The organism is Klebsiella sp. OBRC7 (assembly GCF_000293135.1).
GTDB classification, from domain to species: Bacteria; Pseudomonadota; Gammaproteobacteria; order Enterobacterales; family Enterobacteriaceae; genus Klebsiella; species Klebsiella michiganensis.
This window is the reverse complement of sequence record NZ_ALNJ01000027.1, coordinates 131,265-151,352: the sequence shown is the minus strand read 5'-3', so window position 1 is coordinate 151,352 and position 20,088 is coordinate 131,265. Positions and strand designations below refer to the sequence as shown.

General features: G+C 55.2%; 21 protein-coding genes. 12 read left to right on the top strand and 9 right to left on the bottom strand.

The genetic code is table 11. The features are described 5' to 3' along the window. Window positions 1–128: 128 nt before the first annotated feature. The 7 genes from HMPREF1144_RS06690 to HMPREF1144_RS06660 are packed head-to-tail and all read left to right on the top strand — an operon-like array spanning window position 129 to window position 4,954. Entirely contained in the window at window positions 129–1,643 is a 1,515-nt protein-coding gene (locus HMPREF1144_RS06690; protein ID WP_009652184.1) for an amidase, read from the top strand. Between the two features lie 23 nt (window positions 1,644–1,666). Further along, window positions 1,667–2,275 carry a nitrile hydratase subunit alpha gene (nthA, locus tag HMPREF1144_RS06685; RefSeq protein WP_009652266.1) on the top strand — a complete coding sequence of 203 codons (609 nt, stop codon included), beginning with the start codon at window positions 1,667–1,669 and terminating at the stop codon, window positions 2,273–2,275. Between the two features lie 15 nt (window positions 2,276–2,290). Then, window positions 2,291–2,944 carry a nitrile hydratase subunit beta gene (nthB, locus tag HMPREF1144_RS06680; protein WP_009652216.1) on the top strand — a complete coding sequence of 218 codons (654 nt, stop codon included), beginning with the start codon at window positions 2,291–2,293 and terminating at the stop codon, window positions 2,942–2,944. Next, window positions 2,941–3,408 (top strand): nitrile hydratase accessory protein, encoded by a 468-nt coding sequence (locus HMPREF1144_RS06675; RefSeq protein WP_009652131.1) that lies wholly within the window; start codon window positions 2,941–2,943, stop codon window positions 3,406–3,408. Before nthB ends, HMPREF1144_RS06675 begins: the two co-directional genes overlap by 4 nt. After that, window positions 3,405–3,614, top strand: coding sequence for a CbtB domain-containing protein (locus tag HMPREF1144_RS06670; RefSeq protein ID WP_004850884.1), 210 nt, complete (start codon window positions 3,405–3,407; stop codon window positions 3,612–3,614). Before HMPREF1144_RS06675 ends, HMPREF1144_RS06670 begins: the two co-directional genes overlap by 4 nt. A 10-nt stretch (window positions 3,615–3,624) precedes the next feature. After that, on the top strand, window positions 3,625–4,380 hold the full coding sequence (locus tag HMPREF1144_RS06665; RefSeq protein ID WP_009652268.1) for a CbtA family protein: 756 nt from the start codon (window positions 3,625–3,627) through the stop codon (window positions 4,378–4,380). A gap of 4 nt (window positions 4,381–4,384) precedes the next feature. Then, the gene (locus HMPREF1144_RS06660) at window positions 4,385–4,954 is read left to right on the top strand and encodes a histidine phosphatase family protein (protein WP_009652218.1); all 570 of its coding nucleotides are present in this window, start codon (window positions 4,385–4,387) and stop codon (window positions 4,952–4,954) included. A 51-nt stretch (window positions 4,955–5,005) separates the two neighbouring features. On the opposite strand, the gene HMPREF1144_RS06655 is transcribed toward HMPREF1144_RS06660, so the two are convergent. Then, the gene (locus HMPREF1144_RS06655; protein WP_004850881.1) at window positions 5,006–5,377 is read right to left on the bottom strand and encodes a DUF2255 family protein; all 372 of its coding nucleotides are present in this window, start codon (window positions 5,375–5,377) and stop codon (window positions 5,006–5,008) included. A gap of 84 nt (window positions 5,378–5,461) precedes the next feature. Further along, window positions 5,462–6,550 carry an alpha/beta hydrolase gene (locus tag HMPREF1144_RS06650; RefSeq protein WP_198286847.1) on the bottom strand — a complete coding sequence of 363 codons (1,089 nt, stop codon included), beginning with the start codon at window positions 6,548–6,550 and terminating at the stop codon, window positions 5,462–5,464. Between the two features lie 209 nt (window positions 6,551–6,759). Between HMPREF1144_RS06650 and HMPREF1144_RS06645 the strand changes: the two genes are divergently transcribed. Beyond that, window positions 6,760–7,674 carry an AraC family transcriptional regulator gene (locus tag HMPREF1144_RS06645; protein ID WP_004850878.1) on the top strand — a complete coding sequence of 305 codons (915 nt, stop codon included), beginning with the start codon at window positions 6,760–6,762 and terminating at the stop codon, window positions 7,672–7,674. A 73-nt stretch (window positions 7,675–7,747) separates the two neighbouring features. Here HMPREF1144_RS06645 and HMPREF1144_RS06640 read toward each other — a convergent pair whose 3' ends face one another. The 4 genes from HMPREF1144_RS06640 to treZ all read right to left on the bottom strand — a co-directional run bounded on the left by HMPREF1144_RS06640 (window position 7,748) and on the right by treZ (window position 14,768). After that, window positions 7,748–8,179, bottom strand: a complete 432-nt coding sequence (locus HMPREF1144_RS06640) for a VOC family protein (RefSeq protein ID WP_004850876.1) — start codon at window positions 8,177–8,179, stop codon at window positions 7,748–7,750. Between the two features lie 186 nt (window positions 8,180–8,365). After that, a complete protein-coding gene (gene glgX / locus HMPREF1144_RS06635) occupies window positions 8,366–10,435 on the bottom strand; it encodes a glycogen debranching protein GlgX (protein WP_009652247.1) in 2,070 nt (689 codons plus the stop codon). After that, complete coding sequence (gene treY / locus HMPREF1144_RS06630; protein ID WP_009652167.1) at window positions 10,432–12,984, bottom strand: malto-oligosyltrehalose synthase; 2,553 nt, start codon at window positions 12,982–12,984, stop codon at window positions 10,432–10,434. Before treY ends, glgX begins: the two co-directional genes overlap by 4 nt. Beyond that, complete coding sequence (gene treZ / locus HMPREF1144_RS06625; RefSeq protein ID WP_009652252.1) at window positions 12,981–14,768, bottom strand: malto-oligosyltrehalose trehalohydrolase; 1,788 nt, start codon at window positions 14,766–14,768, stop codon at window positions 12,981–12,983. Before treZ ends, treY begins: the two co-directional genes overlap by 4 nt. A gap of 144 nt (window positions 14,769–14,912) precedes the next feature. On the opposite strand from treZ, the gene HMPREF1144_RS06620 reads away from it, so the two are divergent. Continuing rightward, a complete protein-coding gene (locus HMPREF1144_RS06620; protein WP_004850868.1) occupies window positions 14,913–15,440 on the top strand; it encodes a GNAT family N-acetyltransferase in 528 nt (175 codons plus the stop codon). A 116-nt stretch (window positions 15,441–15,556) separates the two neighbouring features. Next, the gene (locus HMPREF1144_RS06615; protein ID WP_009652281.1) at window positions 15,557–16,441 is read left to right on the top strand and encodes an SDR family oxidoreductase; all 885 of its coding nucleotides are present in this window, start codon (window positions 15,557–15,559) and stop codon (window positions 16,439–16,441) included. A 53-nt stretch (window positions 16,442–16,494) separates the two neighbouring features. Here the strand turns inward: HMPREF1144_RS06615 and HMPREF1144_RS06610 are convergent, their stop codons facing one another. Next, window positions 16,495–16,725, bottom strand: coding sequence for a hypothetical protein (locus HMPREF1144_RS06610; protein ID WP_004850864.1), 231 nt, complete (start codon window positions 16,723–16,725; stop codon window positions 16,495–16,497). A gap of 318 nt (window positions 16,726–17,043) precedes the next feature. Here HMPREF1144_RS06610 and HMPREF1144_RS31090 point away from each other — a divergent pair, with 318 nt between their 5' ends. Continuing rightward, the gene (locus tag HMPREF1144_RS31090; protein ID WP_004102047.1) at window positions 17,044–17,205 is read left to right on the top strand and encodes a YqaE/Pmp3 family membrane protein; all 162 of its coding nucleotides are present in this window, start codon (window positions 17,044–17,046) and stop codon (window positions 17,203–17,205) included. 57 nt (window positions 17,206–17,262) lie between these two features. Further along, window positions 17,263–17,703 carry an Ivy family C-type lysozyme inhibitor gene (gene ivy / locus HMPREF1144_RS06600; protein ID WP_004850858.1) on the top strand — a complete coding sequence of 147 codons (441 nt, stop codon included), beginning with the start codon at window positions 17,263–17,265 and terminating at the stop codon, window positions 17,701–17,703. Between the two features lie 87 nt (window positions 17,704–17,790). Here ivy and nqrE read toward each other — a convergent pair whose 3' ends face one another. Both nqrE and HMPREF1144_RS06590 read right to left on the bottom strand, forming a co-directional pair. Continuing rightward, window positions 17,791–18,402: an NADH:ubiquinone reductase (Na(+)-transporting) subunit E gene (gene nqrE, locus HMPREF1144_RS06595; protein ID WP_009652200.1), complete on the bottom strand. Its 612-nt coding sequence runs from the start codon at window positions 18,400–18,402 to the stop codon at window positions 17,791–17,793. Between the two features lie 120 nt (window positions 18,403–18,522). Continuing rightward, window positions 18,523–20,058, bottom strand: coding sequence for a cyclic diguanylate phosphodiesterase (locus HMPREF1144_RS06590; protein WP_009652273.1), 1,536 nt, complete (start codon window positions 20,056–20,058; stop codon window positions 18,523–18,525). Window positions 20,059–20,088: the final 30 nt, after the last annotated feature.

Sequence of the window (20,088 nt, the reverse complement as noted above, 5' to 3'; positions counted from 1 at the left end):
TACGGAAACCCGCTGGCTGCGCGGGTGTCCATTTCAGCCAAACGACTGACCCGGATAACCAAGTCAGGATGGCATTCCGGGCTTATGTTCAAGACAGGCGCATGAGCAAACACAGAAAAGGAAACAACATGGCTATTCAACGTCCCACTGCCGAACAACTCCAGGAGCTTGCCAGTCGGCTGCATATCAGCCTGACGCCGGCGCAGGCCGAGGAATATCTGGCGGTGATGCAGGCTAACTTCGACGCCTACGATCTGATCGACTCCCTTCCCGACGATATCCCGGAGGTCCGCTATCCGCGTGCCGCCGGCTATCGTCCGACTGGCGACGAAAATCCGTTCAATGCCTGGTATTACAAAACGGAGGTAAGAGGTGCAGCGACTGGCGCGCTGGCCGGGCGGACTATCGCCCTGAAAGACAATGTCTCGCTCGCCGGCGTACCGATGATGAACGGCGCCTCCACGCTCGAAGGTTTCGTCCCATCCTACGACGCAACCGTGGCCACCCGCCTGCTGGATGCCGGGGCGACGATTCTCGGCAAAGCCACCTGCGAGCACTTCTGCCTCTCCGGCGGCAGCCACACTTCTGACCCGGCCCCGGTGCACAATCCCCATCGTCATGGCTATTCCTCCGGCGGTTCGTCCTCCGGCAGCGCCGCACTGGTGGCGGCTGGCGAAGTGGACATGGCGATAGGCTGCGATCAGGGCGGTTCCATCCGTATCCCTTCCGCCTTCTGTGGTACCTACGGCATGAAACCGACCCACGGTCTGGTGCCTTACACGGGCATCATGCCGATTGAGGCAACTATCGACCACGCCGGTCCCATCACCGCCAACGTGCGCGACAACGCGCTGATGCTGGAAATCATCGCAGGAAGTGACGGGCTTGACCCGCGTCAGTATGCGCCCGTCGTAGAGACCTATACCGCCGCCCTCGGAAAGGGTGTGCGCGGCCTGAAAATCGGCATTCTGACCGAGGGATTCCAGTTGCCGAATATGGACCCGCAGGTAGAAACGAAGGTGCGGGACGCCATCGCCCGCCTGCAAGCGCTGGGCGCCGTCGTTAGCGAAATTTCCGTGCCGGAACACAAGCTGGCGGGCGCGCTTTGGTCGCCTATCGGCTGCGAAGGTCTGACCGCCCAGATGATGCACGGCAACGGCATGGGTTTTAACTGGGAAGGCCAGTACGACGTCAGCCTGCTGGACAAACACGCGCAATGGCGCGACAGCGCGGATGCCCTCTCCCCGTCGCTCAAAGTTTGCATGTTCGTCGGCCAGTATGGGTTAGAGCGCTATAACGGTCGCTACTACGCCAGAGCGCAGAATATCGCGCGTCGGGCCCGCGCCGGCTACGACCGGGCCCTGAGCGATTTCGACCTGCTGGTGATGCCTACCGTGCCTGTCCTCGCTCAGCCGATACCAGGCCCGGACTGCTCTATCACCGAATACATCTCGCGCGCTTTCGAAATGATCGGTAACACCGCTGCGCAGGACATCACCGGTCACCCGGCCATGTCTATCCCCTGTGGCATGGTCGACGGACTCCCGGTAGGCATGATGCTGGTAGGACGTCATTACGCTGAAAACACGCTCTATCAGGCCGCCGCCGCTTTCGAAGCCTGCGGTGACTGGCGGACGTTTTAATCTTAACTCTCGGGAAGCCTAAAATGAGCCATAAACACGACCACGACCATACCCAACCCCCCGTTGATATCGAGCTACGTGTCCGCGCACTAGAGTCCCTGCTGCAGGAAAAAGGCCTAATCGACCCGGCTGCGCTGGATGAGCTGATTGACACCTACGAGCACAAAGTCGGCCCCCGAAACGGCGCACAGGTTGTAGCCAGAGCGTGGAGTGACCCGGAATACAAACGTCGACTGATGGAAAACGCCACTGCCGCTATTGCTGAACTGGGTTTCTCCGGAATACAGGGCGAAGACATGCTGGTCGTGGAGAACACGCCGGACGTGCACAACGTCACCGTTTGTACGCTGTGTTCCTGCTACCCCTGGCCGGTACTGGGTCTGCCGCCTGTGTGGTACAAATCAGCGCCCTATCGTTCGCGTATCGTCATCGACCCGCGCGGCGTTCTCGCCGAGTTCGGGTTACACATTCCAGAAAACAAAGAGATTCGCGTCTGGGACAGCAGCGCCGAGCTGCGCTATCTGGTCCTGCCTGAACGTCCGGCAGGCACGGAAGGCTGGAGCGAAGCGCAGTTGAGCGAACTCATCACGCGCGATTCGATGATTGGCACCGGTGTGGTTAGCGCACCATAACGAAAGGAGAAAACCATGAACGGGATACATGATCTGGGGGGGATGCACGGCCTTGGCCCGATCCCTACCGAGGAAAACGAGCCCTATTTCCATCATGAGTGGGAACGCCGGGTATTTCCTCTGTTCGCCTCGTTGTTCGTCGGCGGACACTTTAACGTCGATGAATTTCGCCACGCCATCGAACGTATGGCGCCGACCGAATATTTGCAGTCGAGTTACTACGAGCACTGGCTGCATGCATTCGAAACGCTGCTGCTGGCAAAGGGGGCGATCACCGTTGAAGAACTGTGGGGTGGCGCGAAGCCTGCCCCCTGCAAGCCTGGCACACCTGTGCTGACGCAGGACATGGTGTCGATGGTGGTCAGCACCGGCGGGTCTGCTCGGGTCAGTCACGATGTTGCGCCCCGCTTCCGGGTGGGCGATTGGGTACGAACGAAAAATTTCAACCCGACCACCCATACCCGCCTGCCACGCTACGCACGCGATAAAGTCGGTCGCATAGAGATCGCTCACGGTGTGTTTATCACGCCAGATACTGCGGCGCACGGGCTGGGCGAACATCCCCAGCATGTTTACAGCGTCAGTTTCACCGCGCAGGCGCTGTGGGGAGAGCCGCGCCCTGACAAAGTGTTCATCGATCTGTGGGACGACTATCTGGAGGAAGCATGAATACGGTAACACAACACGATTACGCCGCCCTCGGGTTACCGCGCGATGAGGAAGGGCCGGTGTTCGATAAACCCTGGCAGGCAAAAGCGTTCTCCCTGATAGTCCATCTCCACCGGGCCGGGCTGTTCCCGTGGGCAGAATGGGTACAGACATTCAGTAAAGAGATCAACGCGGCGCCGGCGCAACCGGGTGAAAGCGCGAATGATGCCTACTATCGTCAGTGGACGGCGGCGATGGAAAACATGATGACGGCACTCAACCTGACGGTGCCGGATGAAATCAGCCGACGGACGCAGGAATGGCGCAAGGCGTATCTCAACACGCCCCACGGCCAGCCGATTGTACTGGCGAACGCCAGTTGCCCGCCGGCACATAGCCATTATCACCTTTCGCCGGGCGTGCCGGTCACGGTGAGTCCGGCACTCTCTACCAACAGCAAAATCGATAATGGAGTTACACCATGAGTGATATCACCCTTAATGCCCACACCCCGGCTGCTCCCATTCCTGTCGCGAAACTGTTGCCCTGGGCGCTGTTCACCGCCCTGCTGGCGCTGCTGGCCATCTATTTCGTTGGCGCAGAACAAGGCGCAACGTCGATGTTTTCCGGCACGCAGGTGCATGAATTCTTCCACGACGCACGTCATCTGCTGGGCTTTCCCTGCCACTGAGGAGGCGGAAATGATTGGCAAACTGTTATTTAAAGGGATGATGGCCGGCGTTCTGGCCGGGATGGTGGCATTTGCCTTTGCACACCATTTCGGCGAGCCGCAGGTCGATCGCGCGATTGGCCTTGAAAAAAGCATGTCAGCTCACGCTCACCATCACGGCGCGTCAGCAGACGGCGAAGAAGAAGAGGTGTTTAGCCGACAGACCCAGTCCGGAATTGGCCTGATGACCGGCATGGCGCTGTTTGGCGCCGCGCTGGGCGGCGGTCTGGCGCTGGCCTGGGCCTTTAGCTACCAGCGCTTCGGACCATCGGACCCGCGTGTGCTGGCGTTGTGCCTGGCGCTGGCCGGCTTCCTGGCAATGAGCCTGATGCCAGGTCTGAAATACCCGCCCAACCCTCCCGCAGTTGGCAACCCGGAGACCATCGGCTATCGTACCGGGCTCTATTTCGTCATGATGTTGCTTTCTATAGGCATCGTCATCGCGGCCGCGTGGTTATCGCATCAGCTCACGCCGCGCCTCGGCAGAGGGAATGCGATGATGTGGGCAACGCTGTTCGCCGTGGCGCTGATGCTCGTGGTTTGCGCCCTGATGCCGACAGTGAACGAAGTCTCCGACCACTTCCCGGCGGACCTGCTATGGCGTTTCCGTATAAGTTCCTTCGGCACGCATCTGGTGCTCTGGAGCGTCATCGGCGTGGCTTTCGGTGCTTTAGCCGAACGCACGCCGACGACACACGAACATCGCCCGGCCTTCCGGCGCGGTTAACAACATGAGAGCGTCGCTAACGCTGATTTGTCAGGGAGAAACGGCAGCCTCCAGAGGTTCACACTTTCCCTGTGATGACCCTCTGGAGGCGCGGGAGTGGCAACGGGCGCGCCAGTTACAAAGCAGTGTCGCCCGTTATCACCGCGTCTGGTTCGCCCCGGACGCCGCCGCCAGGCAAACCGCCGCCGCGCTCTCTTTACAGGGTACGGCAGTGACGGAACTGGCGGAACCCGACTACGGCATCTGGGCCGGTCGGACAGTGCGTGAGGTGATGATGCAAGACGCCGAAGCGTTCCAGGCCTGGCTGGAGGGTGCCGCTCCCCCGGGCGGAGAGTCACGTGCTCAGCTGCTGGCGCGCTGTGGCAGCTGGCTGGCTAAACACGTCGATATTCGAGGTCGCCACTGTGCCATTGCGCCTGCCGCCGCAATCCGCGCCACGATCGTCAACGTTCTCGGCGCCCCGCTTCACTCATTTGCGCGTATCGACATCCACCCGCTGAGCATCATCGAATTGCGCAGCGACGGACGGCGCTGGCATTTGTGTTTATTGAAGGGCCACATAAATAGTGAATAGACCACGTTCAGCCAGCGGACGGACGTCTGTCACATTTCTGCAGCATGGCATTCACGAAGGTAATATCTCAACCGTGGCCGCTCTGGCGCGAGCTCCCGTCATTGCGGAAACATAGCTGCTGCCAGAATATTTTATCTGGTAGGCCCGATCGATTTTACTTTCAAGAGCCGGGTCCGCGGGTTTTACGAACCGCACGTCGTATTCCTGTCCGATAGCCACTATCTTACCCGCCCGTTGAGACAGTGCTGCCTGATACCATTTTGAACGGATACCGCTATAGGCACGGACGAAAAGCCGGTTATCCACCGTCACTTCCCAAATCCATGTTGGCGTGCCGGTGGTATTCATATCGGGACGGTACGGCGCGATTTTCAGGTCGTCCGCCGCATCTATTTTTGCTAAAAGCTCGCGGTTCCAGAGCATAAACCTTTCCTCTTTTTTATACGTTATTTCGTATATTATAAAGTTGATAACACTGCGCCGGAGAATATCGAACGGTGTTATGATTTATTTATTAAGGTATTTATTAAAAAATGCCGTGATATTATCAAACGGAATCTTATTCATGCGATCATATAAATCAACATGGGTGGCATCTTTCACAATCAGAAGCTCTTTAGGCTGATTTGCCGCTTCATATGCCGTTTTAGAGAAATAAAGCGAATGTGCTTTTTCGCCATGAACAAACAGGATTGGGCGCGGAGAGATTTCCTTAATATACGTCATCAGCGGGAAATTCATGAAGGCCATCGGCGTTGTCACGGACCATGAGTTTCCGGAGTTGACGGCACGTGGATGATATCCGCGCTTGGTCATATAGTAGTCCGCGTATTCCACGAGGAACTGCGCTTCACCGCCCTTCAGTTTATTGTAGGCTGGCTGATAGGCCGGTTGACCGTTTGCCGCATCGTCCCAGCGCTGAAGGCTCATCTTCTCAAGCGCCTGCTCGCGTTGCACCGGCGTTACGCTGTCATTGTAGCCCTTTGACATCACGCGGCTCATATCATACATGGTGCTGGCAACAACCGCTTTTACGCGTTTATCCACGGCAACAGCGTTTAGCGCGATCCCCCCCATACCGCAGATACCGATGACGCCGATACGTTCACGGTCCACATAAGATTGCAGCCCAATAAAATCGACGGCTGCCATAAAGTCTTCGGTATTAATATCAGGTGACGCGATATTGCGCGGTTCCCCACTGCTTTCGCCAGTATACGACGGATCAAATGCCAGCGTCACAAATCCGCGCTCGGCTAAGGTTTGCGCATAAAGACCTGAGGCCTGCTCTTTTACCGCGCCAAAGGGTCCGGAAATAACCAACGCGGCAAGCTTCTTGTTTCCGCGATCTTTAGGAAGATATACATCTGCGGCCAGCGTAATGCCGTAACGGTTTTTAAAAGTCACTTTTTGATGATCCACTTTGTCGCTCCTTGGGAAAGTTTTATCCCACGTCTGAACCAGATGGACTGAAGAGTCTGCTGTGTCTTGTGCAGTCTGGGCGACCGCAGCTTCTGCTGTAATCAGAGCCATTGCTCCGGCAAGGAGTGCTCTATTAAAAAAGCGCGTTGAAGATTTTAGCGTCATGATAGTCATACCTTCATTGAAATTGGATGCAGATTGGGTTGTAGTCAGCGCCTCATTTCGGTATGCCTATTTTGGATGTCGCTATTGAAATCTGTTATTAAAATACTCTGCATTATTTGCCTGATCCTATTAACATGATGCCAAAGCGTGTATTTCACTTTTCATAACGGGTAAGTTAACGACGTCGTACAGACTTAACAAATATGAGGCGTGACGGAATGATTTCAGACAAATCGGTTGAGAGACGACTCGGCGAGCTCTCCCGGGATATTGCTCAGCGCACGCCCGGCACCGGTGATTTCCCCACCGCGGTTGAAGGGCTGGAACTCTTCCGGCGGAACGAACCCGCCCCTCCGGTGAGCTGCCTGGTTCCTCCCAGTATCGTCCTGGTGGCCGATGGCGCGAAGATCATGTGGGTTGGCGGTGAACCTTATGAATATAATACGGAAAAATTCCTGATCACGTCCCTCGACTTGCCAGCCAGTTCGGAGGTGTTACAGGCATCGCCATCACGGCCCTGCGTCGGTGTCGCCTACAAACTTGACCAGCGCGTGCTAATGGAATTAATTGCCCAGGGATGCCTGCCGCCAGTCAAAAAACCAGATGCGGGAACGGGGGTCGGTATAGGAACCATGACTGATGTTTTACTGGAGCCTTTCTGCCGCCTGCTTTCACTGCTGGACGAACCTGAAGCCATTCCCGTTCTCGGCCCGTTGATTCAGAGGGAGATACATTACCGGCTGTTGATGAGCGATCGGTCCGATCGTCTCAGACAGATTGCAGCAGTCGACGGCCATGGCTACCGTATCGGTAAAGCTATCGACTGGTTAAAGACCAATATTGCTTCGCCTCTGCGTGTCGAAGAGCTGGCAAGCCGCGTGCAAATGAGCACGCCCTCTTTCCATCAACATTTCAGGCAGCTTGCGGGAATGAGCCCGCTCCGGTATCAGAAATGGTTGCGTCTCAATGAAGCCAGGCGACTGATGCTGAATGAACATTACGATGTCACCACAGCAGCCTATGCTGTCGGCTACGAAAGCTTATCTCATTTCAGCCGGGAATATACGCGGATGTTCGGGGAATCACCCAAGAGGGATATTACTGTGCTGAGAACGTCTGCCGGTAAGATTTAATGCCCGCTGAAGACGCATATAACCCTTCACGAACATCGGTAACCTGACCCGTTCTCCGACCGGAAACGCAGGTCTAACAAGACGTCCCTATGGCGTCAAGCCCGACACGCTGTCCGAATGACAGTTCCAGGGTATTTCCGTCAGGGTCTGCAAAGAAAACATAATAGCCAACGGGATCGCCCAGATATTCCGGTTCTTTCCTTAATACACCCTCAGCGATTGCCATCGCGGTTTTACGATCAATTTCCTCGCGCGTCGCGCAGGCAATGCCAAGGTGCCCAAAATTACCTAGAGGTGTATCAGTAACGTTATCCGCCTGGACCAGAACCAGCGCAAAGGGGCGTGTACGATCGCTTAACCATGCAACCTTGCGCGCATCCGGGAGACCTGGTTCGCGCAAATGTATAACCTCCATGCCAGCATAGCGGCGGTAGAAGGCAATACTTTTATCCAAATCTCTGACCATAAACGCAACATGTGTGAATCCTACATCAATCTCTTTCATACTCGGAGTAGCTCCCTGTTGGCTCGTGGCTGGTATCATAAAAGCTCAAGTTAACTTTGGGTCAACGTACAAATTAAGCTCTACAGCCCCCCAATCTTTGTAGCTTCACCATTGCCCGCTTTCCGGGTCGGCCATCCATTCCTGTTTAAAAGAAACCCGGCATTCCACGCCGGGTTTATCTGGACCCTAAGGCCGTCTGAATAGCGCAATGCTGCGCCCGGCCAGAATAAAATCAATCGTCTCGGTAATGATGACGCCGTCCGTTTTTTCTTCAGCGGTCGACAGCTCAAGAACCCAGCCGCCTTCGCCAAACTGCGGGATCTGGAACGGAACATCGCCCTCAAAGGGATTGAACAGCATCAGCACGTCATGCCAGATGCCCTCCTCCTGTTCAAGATCGGGTCGGCTGATGGCGAGACCTAACGTCGAACCTTCATCCCATTGTTCAGATTGCTGCAGACCGCCGCCGGCGTTAAACCAGCGTATCTCGAGCCCGTCACGCCAGCTTTCACGGCGTAAAAGCGGTTGCTCCGCACGCAGTGCTATCAGACGCTGGGTGAAATGGCACAATGCATGGTCCTGCTCGGACAGTGCTTCCCAGTTGATCCATGAAATCTCACTGTCCTGGCAGTAGCCGTTATTATTGCCCTGCTGAGAACGGCCAAACTCATCGCCGGCCAGCAGCATCGGCGTACCGTGGGAGAACAATAACGTGGTCAGGAAATTCCGCTTCTGGCGTTCGCGGACGGCGACGATATCCTGGTTTTCCGTCGGGCCTTCTTCGCCATAATTGCAGGATCGGTTGTCATTATGCCCGTCGTTATTGTCCTCACCGTTGGCTTCATTATGCTTCTCGTTATACGAAACCAGATCGTTCAACGTGAAGCCGTCATGGGCGGTAATAAAATTGACGCTGGACCACGGACGACGGCCGCGTAAATCGTACAGATCGCCGGAGCCCAGTAAACGGGCGGCAAAGTCGTTGGAAACATTATCCCCCTTCCAGTATTCCCGCACCGTATCACGATATTTATCGTTCCACTCGCCCCAGCCAGGCGGAAAACCGCCGACCTGATAACCCCCAGGACCAATATCCCAGGGCTCACCAATCAGTTTAAGCTTCGATAAAACCGGATCCTGAGTTATCGCATCGAAAAACCCGCCTCGCGGATCGAACCCTTCGGGTTCGCGCCCGAGAATGGTCCCCAAATCAAAACGAAAGCCGTCGACGTGCATGGCTTGAGCCCAGTAACGTAGCGAATCCATGACCATCTGCAGCACCCGGGGATGAGAGGTGTTCACCGTGTTCCCCGTCCCGGTATCATTTATGTAATAGCGATGCCGATCCGGCATCGTCCGGTAGTAGGAAAAATTATCGATGCCTTTAAATGAGAGCGTCGGTCCCAGCTCATTGCCTTCCGCGGTGTGGTTATAAACCACGTCAAGGATCACTTCGATACCGGCATCATGAAATGCGCGCACCATGTCACGGAAGCCCGCGATACCCTCGGGTCCGTAGTAACGGGACGCGGGAGCGAAGAAGCCCAGCGTATTGTAACCCCAGAAGTTTTTTAGCCCTCTGTCGAGCAGATGCCGATCGTCCGGAAACCAGTGTACGGGAAGCAGCTCAACGGAAGTGATGCCCAGGCTCTTGATATAATCGACGGAAGCCTGATGCCCAAGCCCCTCAAATGTGCCGCGCAGCGCCTGAGGAAGCGCCGGATTAAGCCGGGTAAAACCTTTGACATGGGTTTCGTAGATAACCGTCTTCGGCCAGGGTACATTGGGACGGTTTTCCCCCTGCCAGTCGAAGGCATCCGGGTCGATAACCTTACATTTTGGCGTAAAGGGCGCGCTATCGCGTGTATCAAAGCTCAGGTCTTTCTCCTCATGGCCCAGCTCGTAGCCGAAATGCGCATCGTTCCATTCAATATCGCCTTCCAGCTCCCGCGCGTAGGGATCGATAAGCAATTTATGTGGATTGAAGCGATGGCCGTTCTCCGGATCGTACGGCCCATAAACCCGATAACCGTATAAGGCTCCGGGCTGCAGACCGGGTACGTAGCCGTGCCAGATTTCGTGTGTATATTCAGGTAGTTCAAGCCGGGCTATTTCCGTTTTTCCGCAAGGATCGAATAAGCACAGCTCAACCCGCTCAGCGTGCGCTGAAAACAGCGCGAAGTTCACGCCCTTTCCGTCAAAATTAGCCCCCAGCTGCTGGCCGTCACCGGGCTCTATTCCAAACGCTTCTTTCATTGTCCCTGTTCCTCTCCACTTTTCTTTTCACTAATAAGCGTCACTAACCACCCCGTTGCTGACGCCAGATCGAGCGCCTCTTCGACAAGACGGTTTTCGCCGGTTAACGCATCGCGATAACGTCGTCCAGCCAGATCTTCGGGTATGGCTACCGCAGTGTTGCTCCACAGCCTGGCCGGTGAATCAGCCAATCCGTGCGCCGCGACGTCAAAGGCCAGGCGAGGAACCACCACGATAAGGGCCTCCTCGTCGTTGATGCGCGCGTAGGCGATAAGATTCTCTTCCCTGTCACCGGTGACCTTTAATGGTACCCAGTCACCATAATGGAAGAGCGCGGAATGCCGCTGCCTTAACCTGAGAAACGACGCGGTGACGTACTGCTTCAGCTGCCCGTCTCGCCATGCGTTTTCGCTATTAAACAACTCAGGGCCTTCGCTATCGAGGTTATGCGCCAGGACGGCGAAGTCAGGTTCACGTCGGTTATCCGGATCGACAAGGCTGAAGTTCAGCGCCTCGCTCCCCTGATAAATATCCGGTACGCCGGGCGCGGTCAGTTTGATGACCGTCTGGCTGAGGCTGTTCACCAGGCCGGCACGGATAAAAGGCTGCAGGGCGGTGTGAAAATCGTTGAGAAAGAGCGAATTATCCGCAGCGAACAGCTGTTGCGCATAGTTCAGCACAACGCTTTCATAGCTTTCATTGCTGTCGATCCAGTCGGTTCTTTGCTTGGCCTCGCGCAGCGCTTTTTCCATAAAAGCAAGAAAACGCGTCTCGAGTTCTTTCAGCCCTGCGGTATCGTCGGGCAGCAGCGTTGCAGGCCACACGCCGGCGAGCGCCTGATAGATCATCCACGTATCCGCCGCGTTCGGCGCCGTACCGTCGTTCAAAAAACGCACCTGGGTTTGATTCATCTGACGCCAGCGTGCAAGGTTTTCCGCCCACAGCTGCGGGGCTTCCGTTAGGGTGTAAAGCCGGGCGCGCGCATCTTCCCCGCGTTTAGTATCGTGCGTCGACGTTCCCAGCAGCGCGTCGGGCTGGCGGGCAAGACGAATGCGCATCTCCTGGTGAAAACGAGAGAGAGAAAAAGCGCGAGGAGTAGGATCGGCCCCGACTTCGTTCAATGCCAGGTCGAGGTTATGGCGAAAGAACAGCGTATCCTCGACCGATTTAGCCATCAACGGCCCCGTCAGCTGCTGAAAGCGGGTTCTGAAGAGTGACGCGGTGTCGAGGCTACTTTCGTGCAGATTGCCGGTCAGGATGGCGATAATGACCTCAAGCGCCCTGGCATCGGGTTTGTCTTCCCTGGCGTTCACCTGGTCAACCACCCGGTTTAACAGCGTAATATCGCCTGCGGTCAGCCCTTCGGCGGTGCCGTAGGTACGATAGACCGGGAAGGCCAGCAGCAGTTCACGCAAAGCATGGCGCAGCGCGTCGCTCTCAACCGCCATGCTATTACGCTCCGCCAGTTCGGTGGCCAGCCGCAATAAGGTGGTAAATTCGCCCTCAAAATTGCGATCTACCATCAGTCCTTTCGCCTCGCGCAACGCGGTATGGCGATCTATCGCTCCGCCGAGCGCTTCATCATGAACCTGCTGCAGCTGATCGAGGTTATTGTCATCCACCAGCACTTCCGCCAGCGAAGCGATAAACTCATATCCTGTGGTGCCGGAGACGGGCCAGTCGGCGGGCAGCTGCTCGCCTTTGGCAAGGATTTTTTCCACCGTAATGTAGCACTCTGGCCCGGTTGCCTGGCGCAGGCGCTGTAAATACCCCAGCGGATCGGCAAGGCCATCGATATGGTCAATACGCAGACCATCGACGATGCCAGAATGCACCAGTTCAAGAATAAGGCGGTGGGTGTCGTCAAACACAGCCGGGTCTTCAACCCGGACGCCAATCAGGCCGGTAATTTCAAAAAAGCGCCGCCAGGAGAGTTGCCTGGGTGCCTCCCGCCAGGACATAAGCCGCCAGCTTTGCGCCTCGTGCAGCGCCAGAATGGCGTCGCGATCCGGGGATGTTAGTAGTTGCTCACCTGTCGCCAGGGTTTGAGGATTCAGGGGCCAGGCCTGGTCATAGTAGACGAACGCCGGCTTCCCGGTTTCCGGATCGCGTTTTAGCGCGAGCGCCCCGCTCTCCAGCTCTGCCTCAAAGGAATCCCCCAGAAACGGCAACGTAACGTGACGCGTCCAGTCAATATCGAAATAATGGGCCCAGGCGCTGTTTTTGCCCTGCTCGATGACGTCACGCCACCAGCGATTCTCCAGCGAGGTCGCCATATGGTTGGGAACAATATCCAGAATCAGGCCAATTTGCGCGTTTCGCAGCGCCTTCACCATCCGGTCAAACCCTTCGCGGCCCCCGATGGCGGGATCGATCTCGTTAGGATCGGTAATATCATAGCCATGGGTTGACCCGCTGGTTGCCGTAAAAATCGGCGAGGCGTAAAGATGGCTGATACCCAGGTCTTTGAGATATGGCGCCAGCGCCGCCGCGCGATCGAAGGTCATGCCGTTACGGAACTGAATACGATAGGTTGCGGAAGGGATCATGATGAGGCTTCTCCATGTGCAAAACGGACAACAATACTGTTTGGCGATAACGCCTCCTGCCGCTCCGGCCAGCTAAAAATGACCTCGCCCGGTATTTCCGGCATCGCGGCCCGCTCCTCGCCGATATTCAGCGCCACGGAGAGCGTGCCGCCGGGGAATTGCCAGCTCACCGCCAGCGCCTGCGCCGCCGCGTGCAGGATCATGCCCTCCGCGGCCCCTCCCGCCGCGAGCAGCGGGACGATGTAGCGATGGCGCAGCTGGATAAGGTGGCGCGTGAAGCGCAGCCAGGCTTTCCCCTCCTCGCTTGCCGCCTTCTGCCAGTCGAGCTTAGAGCGGATAAAGGTCCGGGGATCGTTCGGGTCAGGGACTGATGCATCGTGTCCCGCGTGCCCGGCAAACTCTTTAGCCCGCCCTTCCCGCACCGCCTTCGCGAGGTCGCCATGAAAGTCGGTAAAGAACAGAAAGGGGTTCGTCTCCGCAAACTCTTCGCCCATAAACAGCAAAGGAATGTGGGGCGACAGAAGCAATACCGCGAGCAGAACGCGCGTTTTCCCGGCGCCGGCAAGGGAAATCAGCCTCTCCCCCTGCGCACGGTTCCCGGTCTGATCGTGATTCTGAATAAAGTCGACAAAAAACTGCGGCGGCTGAGCGGCGCAGTCCACGCCGCGTGGTTTTCCGGTTTGCGCAGAAAGCTCACCCTGATAGACAAACCCTTCGGCCAGCGCCCTTGCGACATTCTTTGCCGGCTGATGCGCAAAATCCTGATAATAGGCGTGCGTTTCGCCGGTCGCGAACACGTGGGCGGCGTTATGAAAGTCATCATTCCACTCGGCGGTAAAGAGCGGCGTCTGCCCGTTCTCATCGCGCGGATGGAGGAAAATCACGTTCCGGCTATCTTCAGTGGTGAGGTGGATATGGCGGTCGGGAATAGCGGCGCGGATATGTTCGGCTATTTCTATCAGTACGTGCCTGGCGGAGCGATCTTCAATCTGATCGATAGCATCAAAGCGCAGCCCATCGAGCTGGTATTCGGTCAGCCAGAACAGCGGCGCCTCGGTAATATATTGCCGCACGGCCTCGGTTTCATAGGCGATAGCGTTACCCCACGGGGTCATCCGGTCCTGATGAAAAAAGCCCGGCGACAGCAGAGAGAGATAGTTGCCTTCCGGGCCAAAATGGTTCAGCACGATATCGAGAACCACCGATAGCCCTAACCCGTGGGCGGCATCAATAAAGGCGTGAAAATCCTCCGGTGCGCCATACGCTGCGTGCGGCGCATAGAGTAATACGCCGTCGTAACCCCAGCCGCGAGAACCGCCAAACTGGGCTACGGGCATGACCTCTATCTGGGTGATCCCCAGCTCCGCCAGATAAGGCAGCTTTTCGATGGCGGCCAGAAAGGTGCCATCCGGCGTAAAGGTGCCCGGATGAAGTTCATATATCACGGTTTCTTCCCACGGACGTCCTTTCCAGCCAGCGTTAACCGGCTGAAAACGCCTGGGGTCGATGACCACCGAGGGGCCGTTAACATCATCGCGTTGCGCGCGCGACGCCGGGTCCGGAATGCGCGTGCCGTCGGCTAAACGGAGCATATATTCATCACCATGCTTTACGCCGGGGACGTCAATCTGGAACCAGCCCTCTCCCGCGGTGTCCATCGGAATATCCCTGCCCGTCAGGCTCAGCGTCATCGTTTTTTGACCTTCGGCCCAGACGCGAAAGCGGACCGTGTCCGCGGCAATGAACTCCGCCCCCCAATGTTTTTTAAATACTCTGGATTCCATCAAATATCCTCAAATGACCTGTGGAAAATGCGGCATGAATATAAGATTAGACCAGGTTTAAACGCGTGCGCTGTTGATGGCGAGGCTGTTATTTTTAAAGACGTTGTCTATGATTAATAAATCGCTTAAAAAACAAGGAATGCTATGCAGATTCGTAAAGGACTAAATTCCGACCTGACTCGTCTGGAATATTGTGATTTTTCCTTCACCGTCAGCCAGATTGCCACCGGCCCCTTTGTCAATAATAATCTGAAAATTGAAACACTTCCCAGCGCTTATAATAAAACCTATGAACTGGACATCCAGACGCTGGAAAACCACTGCATTAATCCGGATGCTATATTTTTAATCGCGGAGACCGACGCGGGGCAAGTGGCCGGATTTATCACCGCTTCCTTGCTCTGGAACAAATTTATTTCCGTGGATTATATCGCCGTCGAGTGCTCACAGCGCAGAACGGGCGCGGCCAACAAGCTTATGGCGGCAGCTCATATATGGGCACGGAGCATGAGCGCGGCGGGATTAAAACTGGAAACCCAGAACGTCAACGTTCCCGCCTGCCTTTTCTACCGAAATTATGGCTTTACCCTGGGCGGATACGATCGTTATCTCTACAGCGCGTTACCGGAAAAAGATGAAATTGCGCTGTTCTGGTATTACATGCTGACTTAAAAGCCAGGTAAAAAATTCCTGGTTTTACGATGTTAATTATTCCTGGTTTACGCTTTTTTTATCGCCCAAACGCAGTCATTGACTAATCTTAAATTTCATTTATTAAGGAGGCCGGTATGACAACAGGAAATAACCCAACGCTACACTATCCACTTCCGCCGTTTGTCGAGCAGCCGCAGCAGCCCCCGGGGCTGGCATCCGAAATGAAGCCCCTTCCCGATCACGGTGAGACCAGCTATACCGGTTCCGGAAAGCTGGCGGGGAAAAAAGCGCTGATTACCGGCGGTGATTCAGGGATTGGTCGGGCTGTCGCGATTGCCTACGCGCGGGAAGGCGCGGATGTCGCCATTGGCTACCTGCCGGAGGAGGAGTCCGACGCGGCTGCCGTTATCGCGCTGATCCAGGCCGAGGGAAGAAAAGCCGTCGCCATTCCCGGCGATATTCGGATTGAATCATTTTGCGATACCCTGGTTGAAAAGGCGGTCGCTGAGCTGGGCGGGCTGGATATTCTGGTTAACAACGCCGGCAGGCAGCAGTATTGTGAATCCATTGAGGCGTTAACGACCGCCGCGTTTGACGCCACGTTTAAAACCAACGTTTATGCGCCCTTCTGGATAACCAAAGCCGCGCTTCGGCATCTCTCTCAGGGGGCGGCGATCATTAACACCTCTTCCGTGCAGGCGTTTAAACCCAGTGAGATCCTGCTGGATTATGCCCAGACCAAAGCCTGCAACGTGGCGTTTACCAAATCGCTGGCTAAGCAGCTTGGTCCGCGCGGTATCCGCGTTAACGCCGTGGCGCCCGGCCCGTACTGGACTCCGCTGCAGTCAAGCGGCGGCCAGCCGCAAGAGAAAGTTCAGCAGTTTGGTGAGGATACGCCGCTCGGGAGACCGGGACAGCCGGTCGAGATTGCGCCCCTTTACGTTCTCCTCGCCTCAGATGCCTGCTCGTACGCTTTCGGTCAGGTCTGGTGCTCAGACGGCGGTACCGGCGTCGCATAAAAGAAGCGCTCGCCGCTGTCGCGCGCTGTTCCAGCTCGCCGCAGCGGCGAACGCTAGCCGCAGAGAAGAAACTGGATGAGGGTAATCAGCAAATAAAAACCGCAGACGATTTGCAAAACTCTCCAGCCCCACCTGAAATAACGCCACTGATAACGCTCCCTGGCATTCGCCTGCGCAATAGCGGGTTCCAGGACCTGCTTTTTCTGCTTCCTTCTAAGCATGCTCCAGCCCCACCCGACAATGGTCAGGATGACGATAACTTTATAAAGGATAATGTTGTCCATGCCGCCGCCATTTCATGATGGGATAAATCTCCCCGCCAGTGTAGCGCACTTCCCGCCTCGTTACCTGCATTCCTTATTTACGTTTAAATGCGTTTACGATGGAACACTCTTGCTTTGTCAGCGTTGCTGACGCAAGCATCACCCTGGAATAATCTTATATATGTCAGAAAGGTGAATTGGGGCTTTTCTATTTATTAAATATGTAGTATCGAGGCGCGGATAATATTAGCAGTCTTATTATTCAAAAAGTTAAAATTTGCAAAAACAGGCGCAACCGCTAAAATAATTATGAGCTAACTCTCTTAACAGGGAGATATTATGGGTTTTTGGCGAATTGTGTTGACGATTATTCTACCCCCGCTTGGCGTACTGCTGGGTAAAGGGTTTGGTTGGGCGTTTATCCTCAATATTATTTTAACGATCCTCGGCTATATTCCAGGCCTTATCCACGCTTTTTGGGTTCAGACCAAAAACAGCTAATCAGAGCCATTATCACCGGTAATCAAACGGAATCAGAGAGTTCGCAGGAGCAATTTTATGCTTAAACACTTAACCGCTATCGCTTTTCTGGCTGCATCCACCCACGCCATGGCGCAAACCGATATGACGCTGGACGGTCTGGCCAAAAAGGAACCGGCAGCCTTTAGCCAGATGGTTAAAGGGCATAACCTGCCCGCCTGGATAAAGTCCGGCGGCACGGGCTCGCCTGCCCGGACGGTGAAGCTTGGCGCCGAGGTCTATCAGGTACTCAGCGTCTGCAAGCCCCACGACTGCGCAGCGGAGCGCTTCGCCGTGCTGTGGTCGGAAAAATCCGGACAGATGTCCGGGCTTTATTCCGCCGTTGACGAAAAAACCGCCCAGGAGACACTGACCTGGCTGAATGTTAGCGATGAGCGCTCTATCGATGGCAAGACGGTGCTCTTTGCCGCCCTGAGCGGCAGCCTGGAGAACCATCCGGATGCGTTTAACTACCCGTAGTAAACGCTGAGGCAATAATTTCGCGCCTTCTGCCGTACAACCCCAGGGTCTGGACGGCAGAATATCTCCCCCGACGTTCAGCGCAGCCTACAGCGAGATGCCGGCGAACGACATAAACCCCAGCGACATTAAGCCGGCGGTAATAAATACGCTGCCTAAACCGCGTAAGCCTTTCGGCATATTGGCATATTTCAGCTTTTCACGAATGCCAGCCAGCGCCACAATCGCCAGCGCCCAGCCAATACCGCATCCGGTGCCATAAGTCAGTGATTCAAGGAAGCTGTATTCACGCTGTACCATAAAAATCGTCGCGCCGAAAATGGCGCAGTGGATAGTTAACAGCGGCAGGAACGGCCCCAGAGCATGGTTTAACGCGTGGAAATATTTGTCGATCACCATTTCGAGGATCTGCACCAGCGCCGCAAGAACGCCGATAAACGTGATGAAATCGAGGAAGCTCAGGTCAACCCCTTCGATCAGGGCGTTCTCTTTCAGCAGGTAATGGTAAATCAGGTTGTTAATCGGCGTCGCAATGGCCAGCAGCGCCGTCACGGTTACCCCGAGGCGAAATGCGACATCGATTTTTTTGGAGATTGCGAGAAAAGTACACATACCGAGGAAAAAATTGAGCGCCATATTTTCAACGAAAACCGCGCGGATAAAAATATTGAGATGAGATTCAAACAAGACAACCTCCATGTTGTTGAGTTGTTTCTCAATAATGTCAAATTTTCAGCTTCAGCGGGTCATTATTACTCGGTTTTGCCGAGTCGATCACCTTTTAATTTCCTGTGTTTTGCGTGGGCAAGAGCGTCACCTTTAGCGCCTTCCTGACTCGCTAAACGAGCGAGGAAGCATCTGGATAAACGCATTGACCGGCACCGGTTTAGAAAAGTAATAGCCCTGATAGAGGGTAATCCCCATATTTTTGAGCATCGTGAGCTGCTCCTTATCCTCGATGCCCTCAGCAATAATCTGGCAATGAAACTTCCTGGCCAGATTAACCATATTCTTCACCACCAGCGCGGAAGCCGTGTTGGTCACAATGTTGAGGGTAAAGACCTTATCGATTTTGATAATCTCAGGATTAAATTGCTGGATGTAGCTGTAGTTCGCGTAGCCGGTACCAAAATCATCCAGCGAAAACTGGACGCCGATACGCCTGAGTTTGTCCGTCACCGCTGATGTTTGCCGGGTATTTTCGATCGACTCCCGCTCGGTTATCTCCAGAACAAGGCGGACTTGCGCCTCTTTCATCTGCTGGATAAACGTCAGGCACAGGGTCACTATTTCGTCGTCCTGAAAGTTTACCGAACTGGTGTTAAAGCAAATAAACAGCCCTCCAGGGATAACGGATTGATGGCGCCGAAGCTGGCGGATCACCTCGGCAAAGCAAATCGCCGTCACGTCTTTAATCAAGCCGGTCTGCTCTGCCACGGAAATAAATTTATCCGGCGCAATAAATCCCTGCTTCGGATGTTCCCAGCGCACCAGCACCTCACCGCCGATAACCGCTCCGCTGTCATTGTTGATAATCGGCTGAATATAGGGCTTGAGCTGCTTCAGTTCGATAGCCTTTCTGAGCTGATACTCAATCGTATTACGGTAGCGAAGGTAGTTTCTGAATAAAAAGGTGAGCAGCAAGGAGGCCAGAATAATGGCGACAAGCTTGTGTTGCTCATAGCGGATAAACGCACCGACGCCAGAGGCGTAGCCGCGGTCGGCAATAACCGAATAAGTAAACAGCTCAGAGGCCAGGCGCACGGGAACCTTGATATGCGGCGTCGCCGTCACTTCCCCTTTGCGGGTCATTATACGATCGCCAACCTGAAGATAGAGATGCGCATCGCCATCAAGAACGGTCAGAATGTTGTATAAATAATAGCCGTCAACGCCAACCAGAATCGTATTTCCCCGCTCATCCTGTTCGCTGTAAACCATCAAGGGATGAAACGGCGTGATTTCGCTGCCGCTCAGCAGGCGCAGAGCGCCATGCGTATACTGGCGGCGATCGAACTGAAATTTACGCCCGCCAAAAACCGAGGTGCAGTATATTTCGTTATCCTTACCTAAATTCACCGTGCGCACATCGGGAATGGTGGCCACCAGCGTGCGCAGCTCCGTCAGGACATTCTCGCTACAGCTTTTACCATAAAAAGGCTCAGCCAGATCGGCTGCCTGCTCCGCATGGGAGACGGTCACATCGAGGCTGGCTATCGCCTGCTGCAGGCGCGAATGGATATCTTGATCCACCTTTTGTTGCATTTGCCAGTAGCAAAGCCCGGTGCCCAGGCTCAGTAGCGCAATCAGAAATAGGAGTATCCACAGACGATGGCGTGATGATGAATAGTTCATTGTGCTAATCCAGTTTGACTCGCCGGAAAA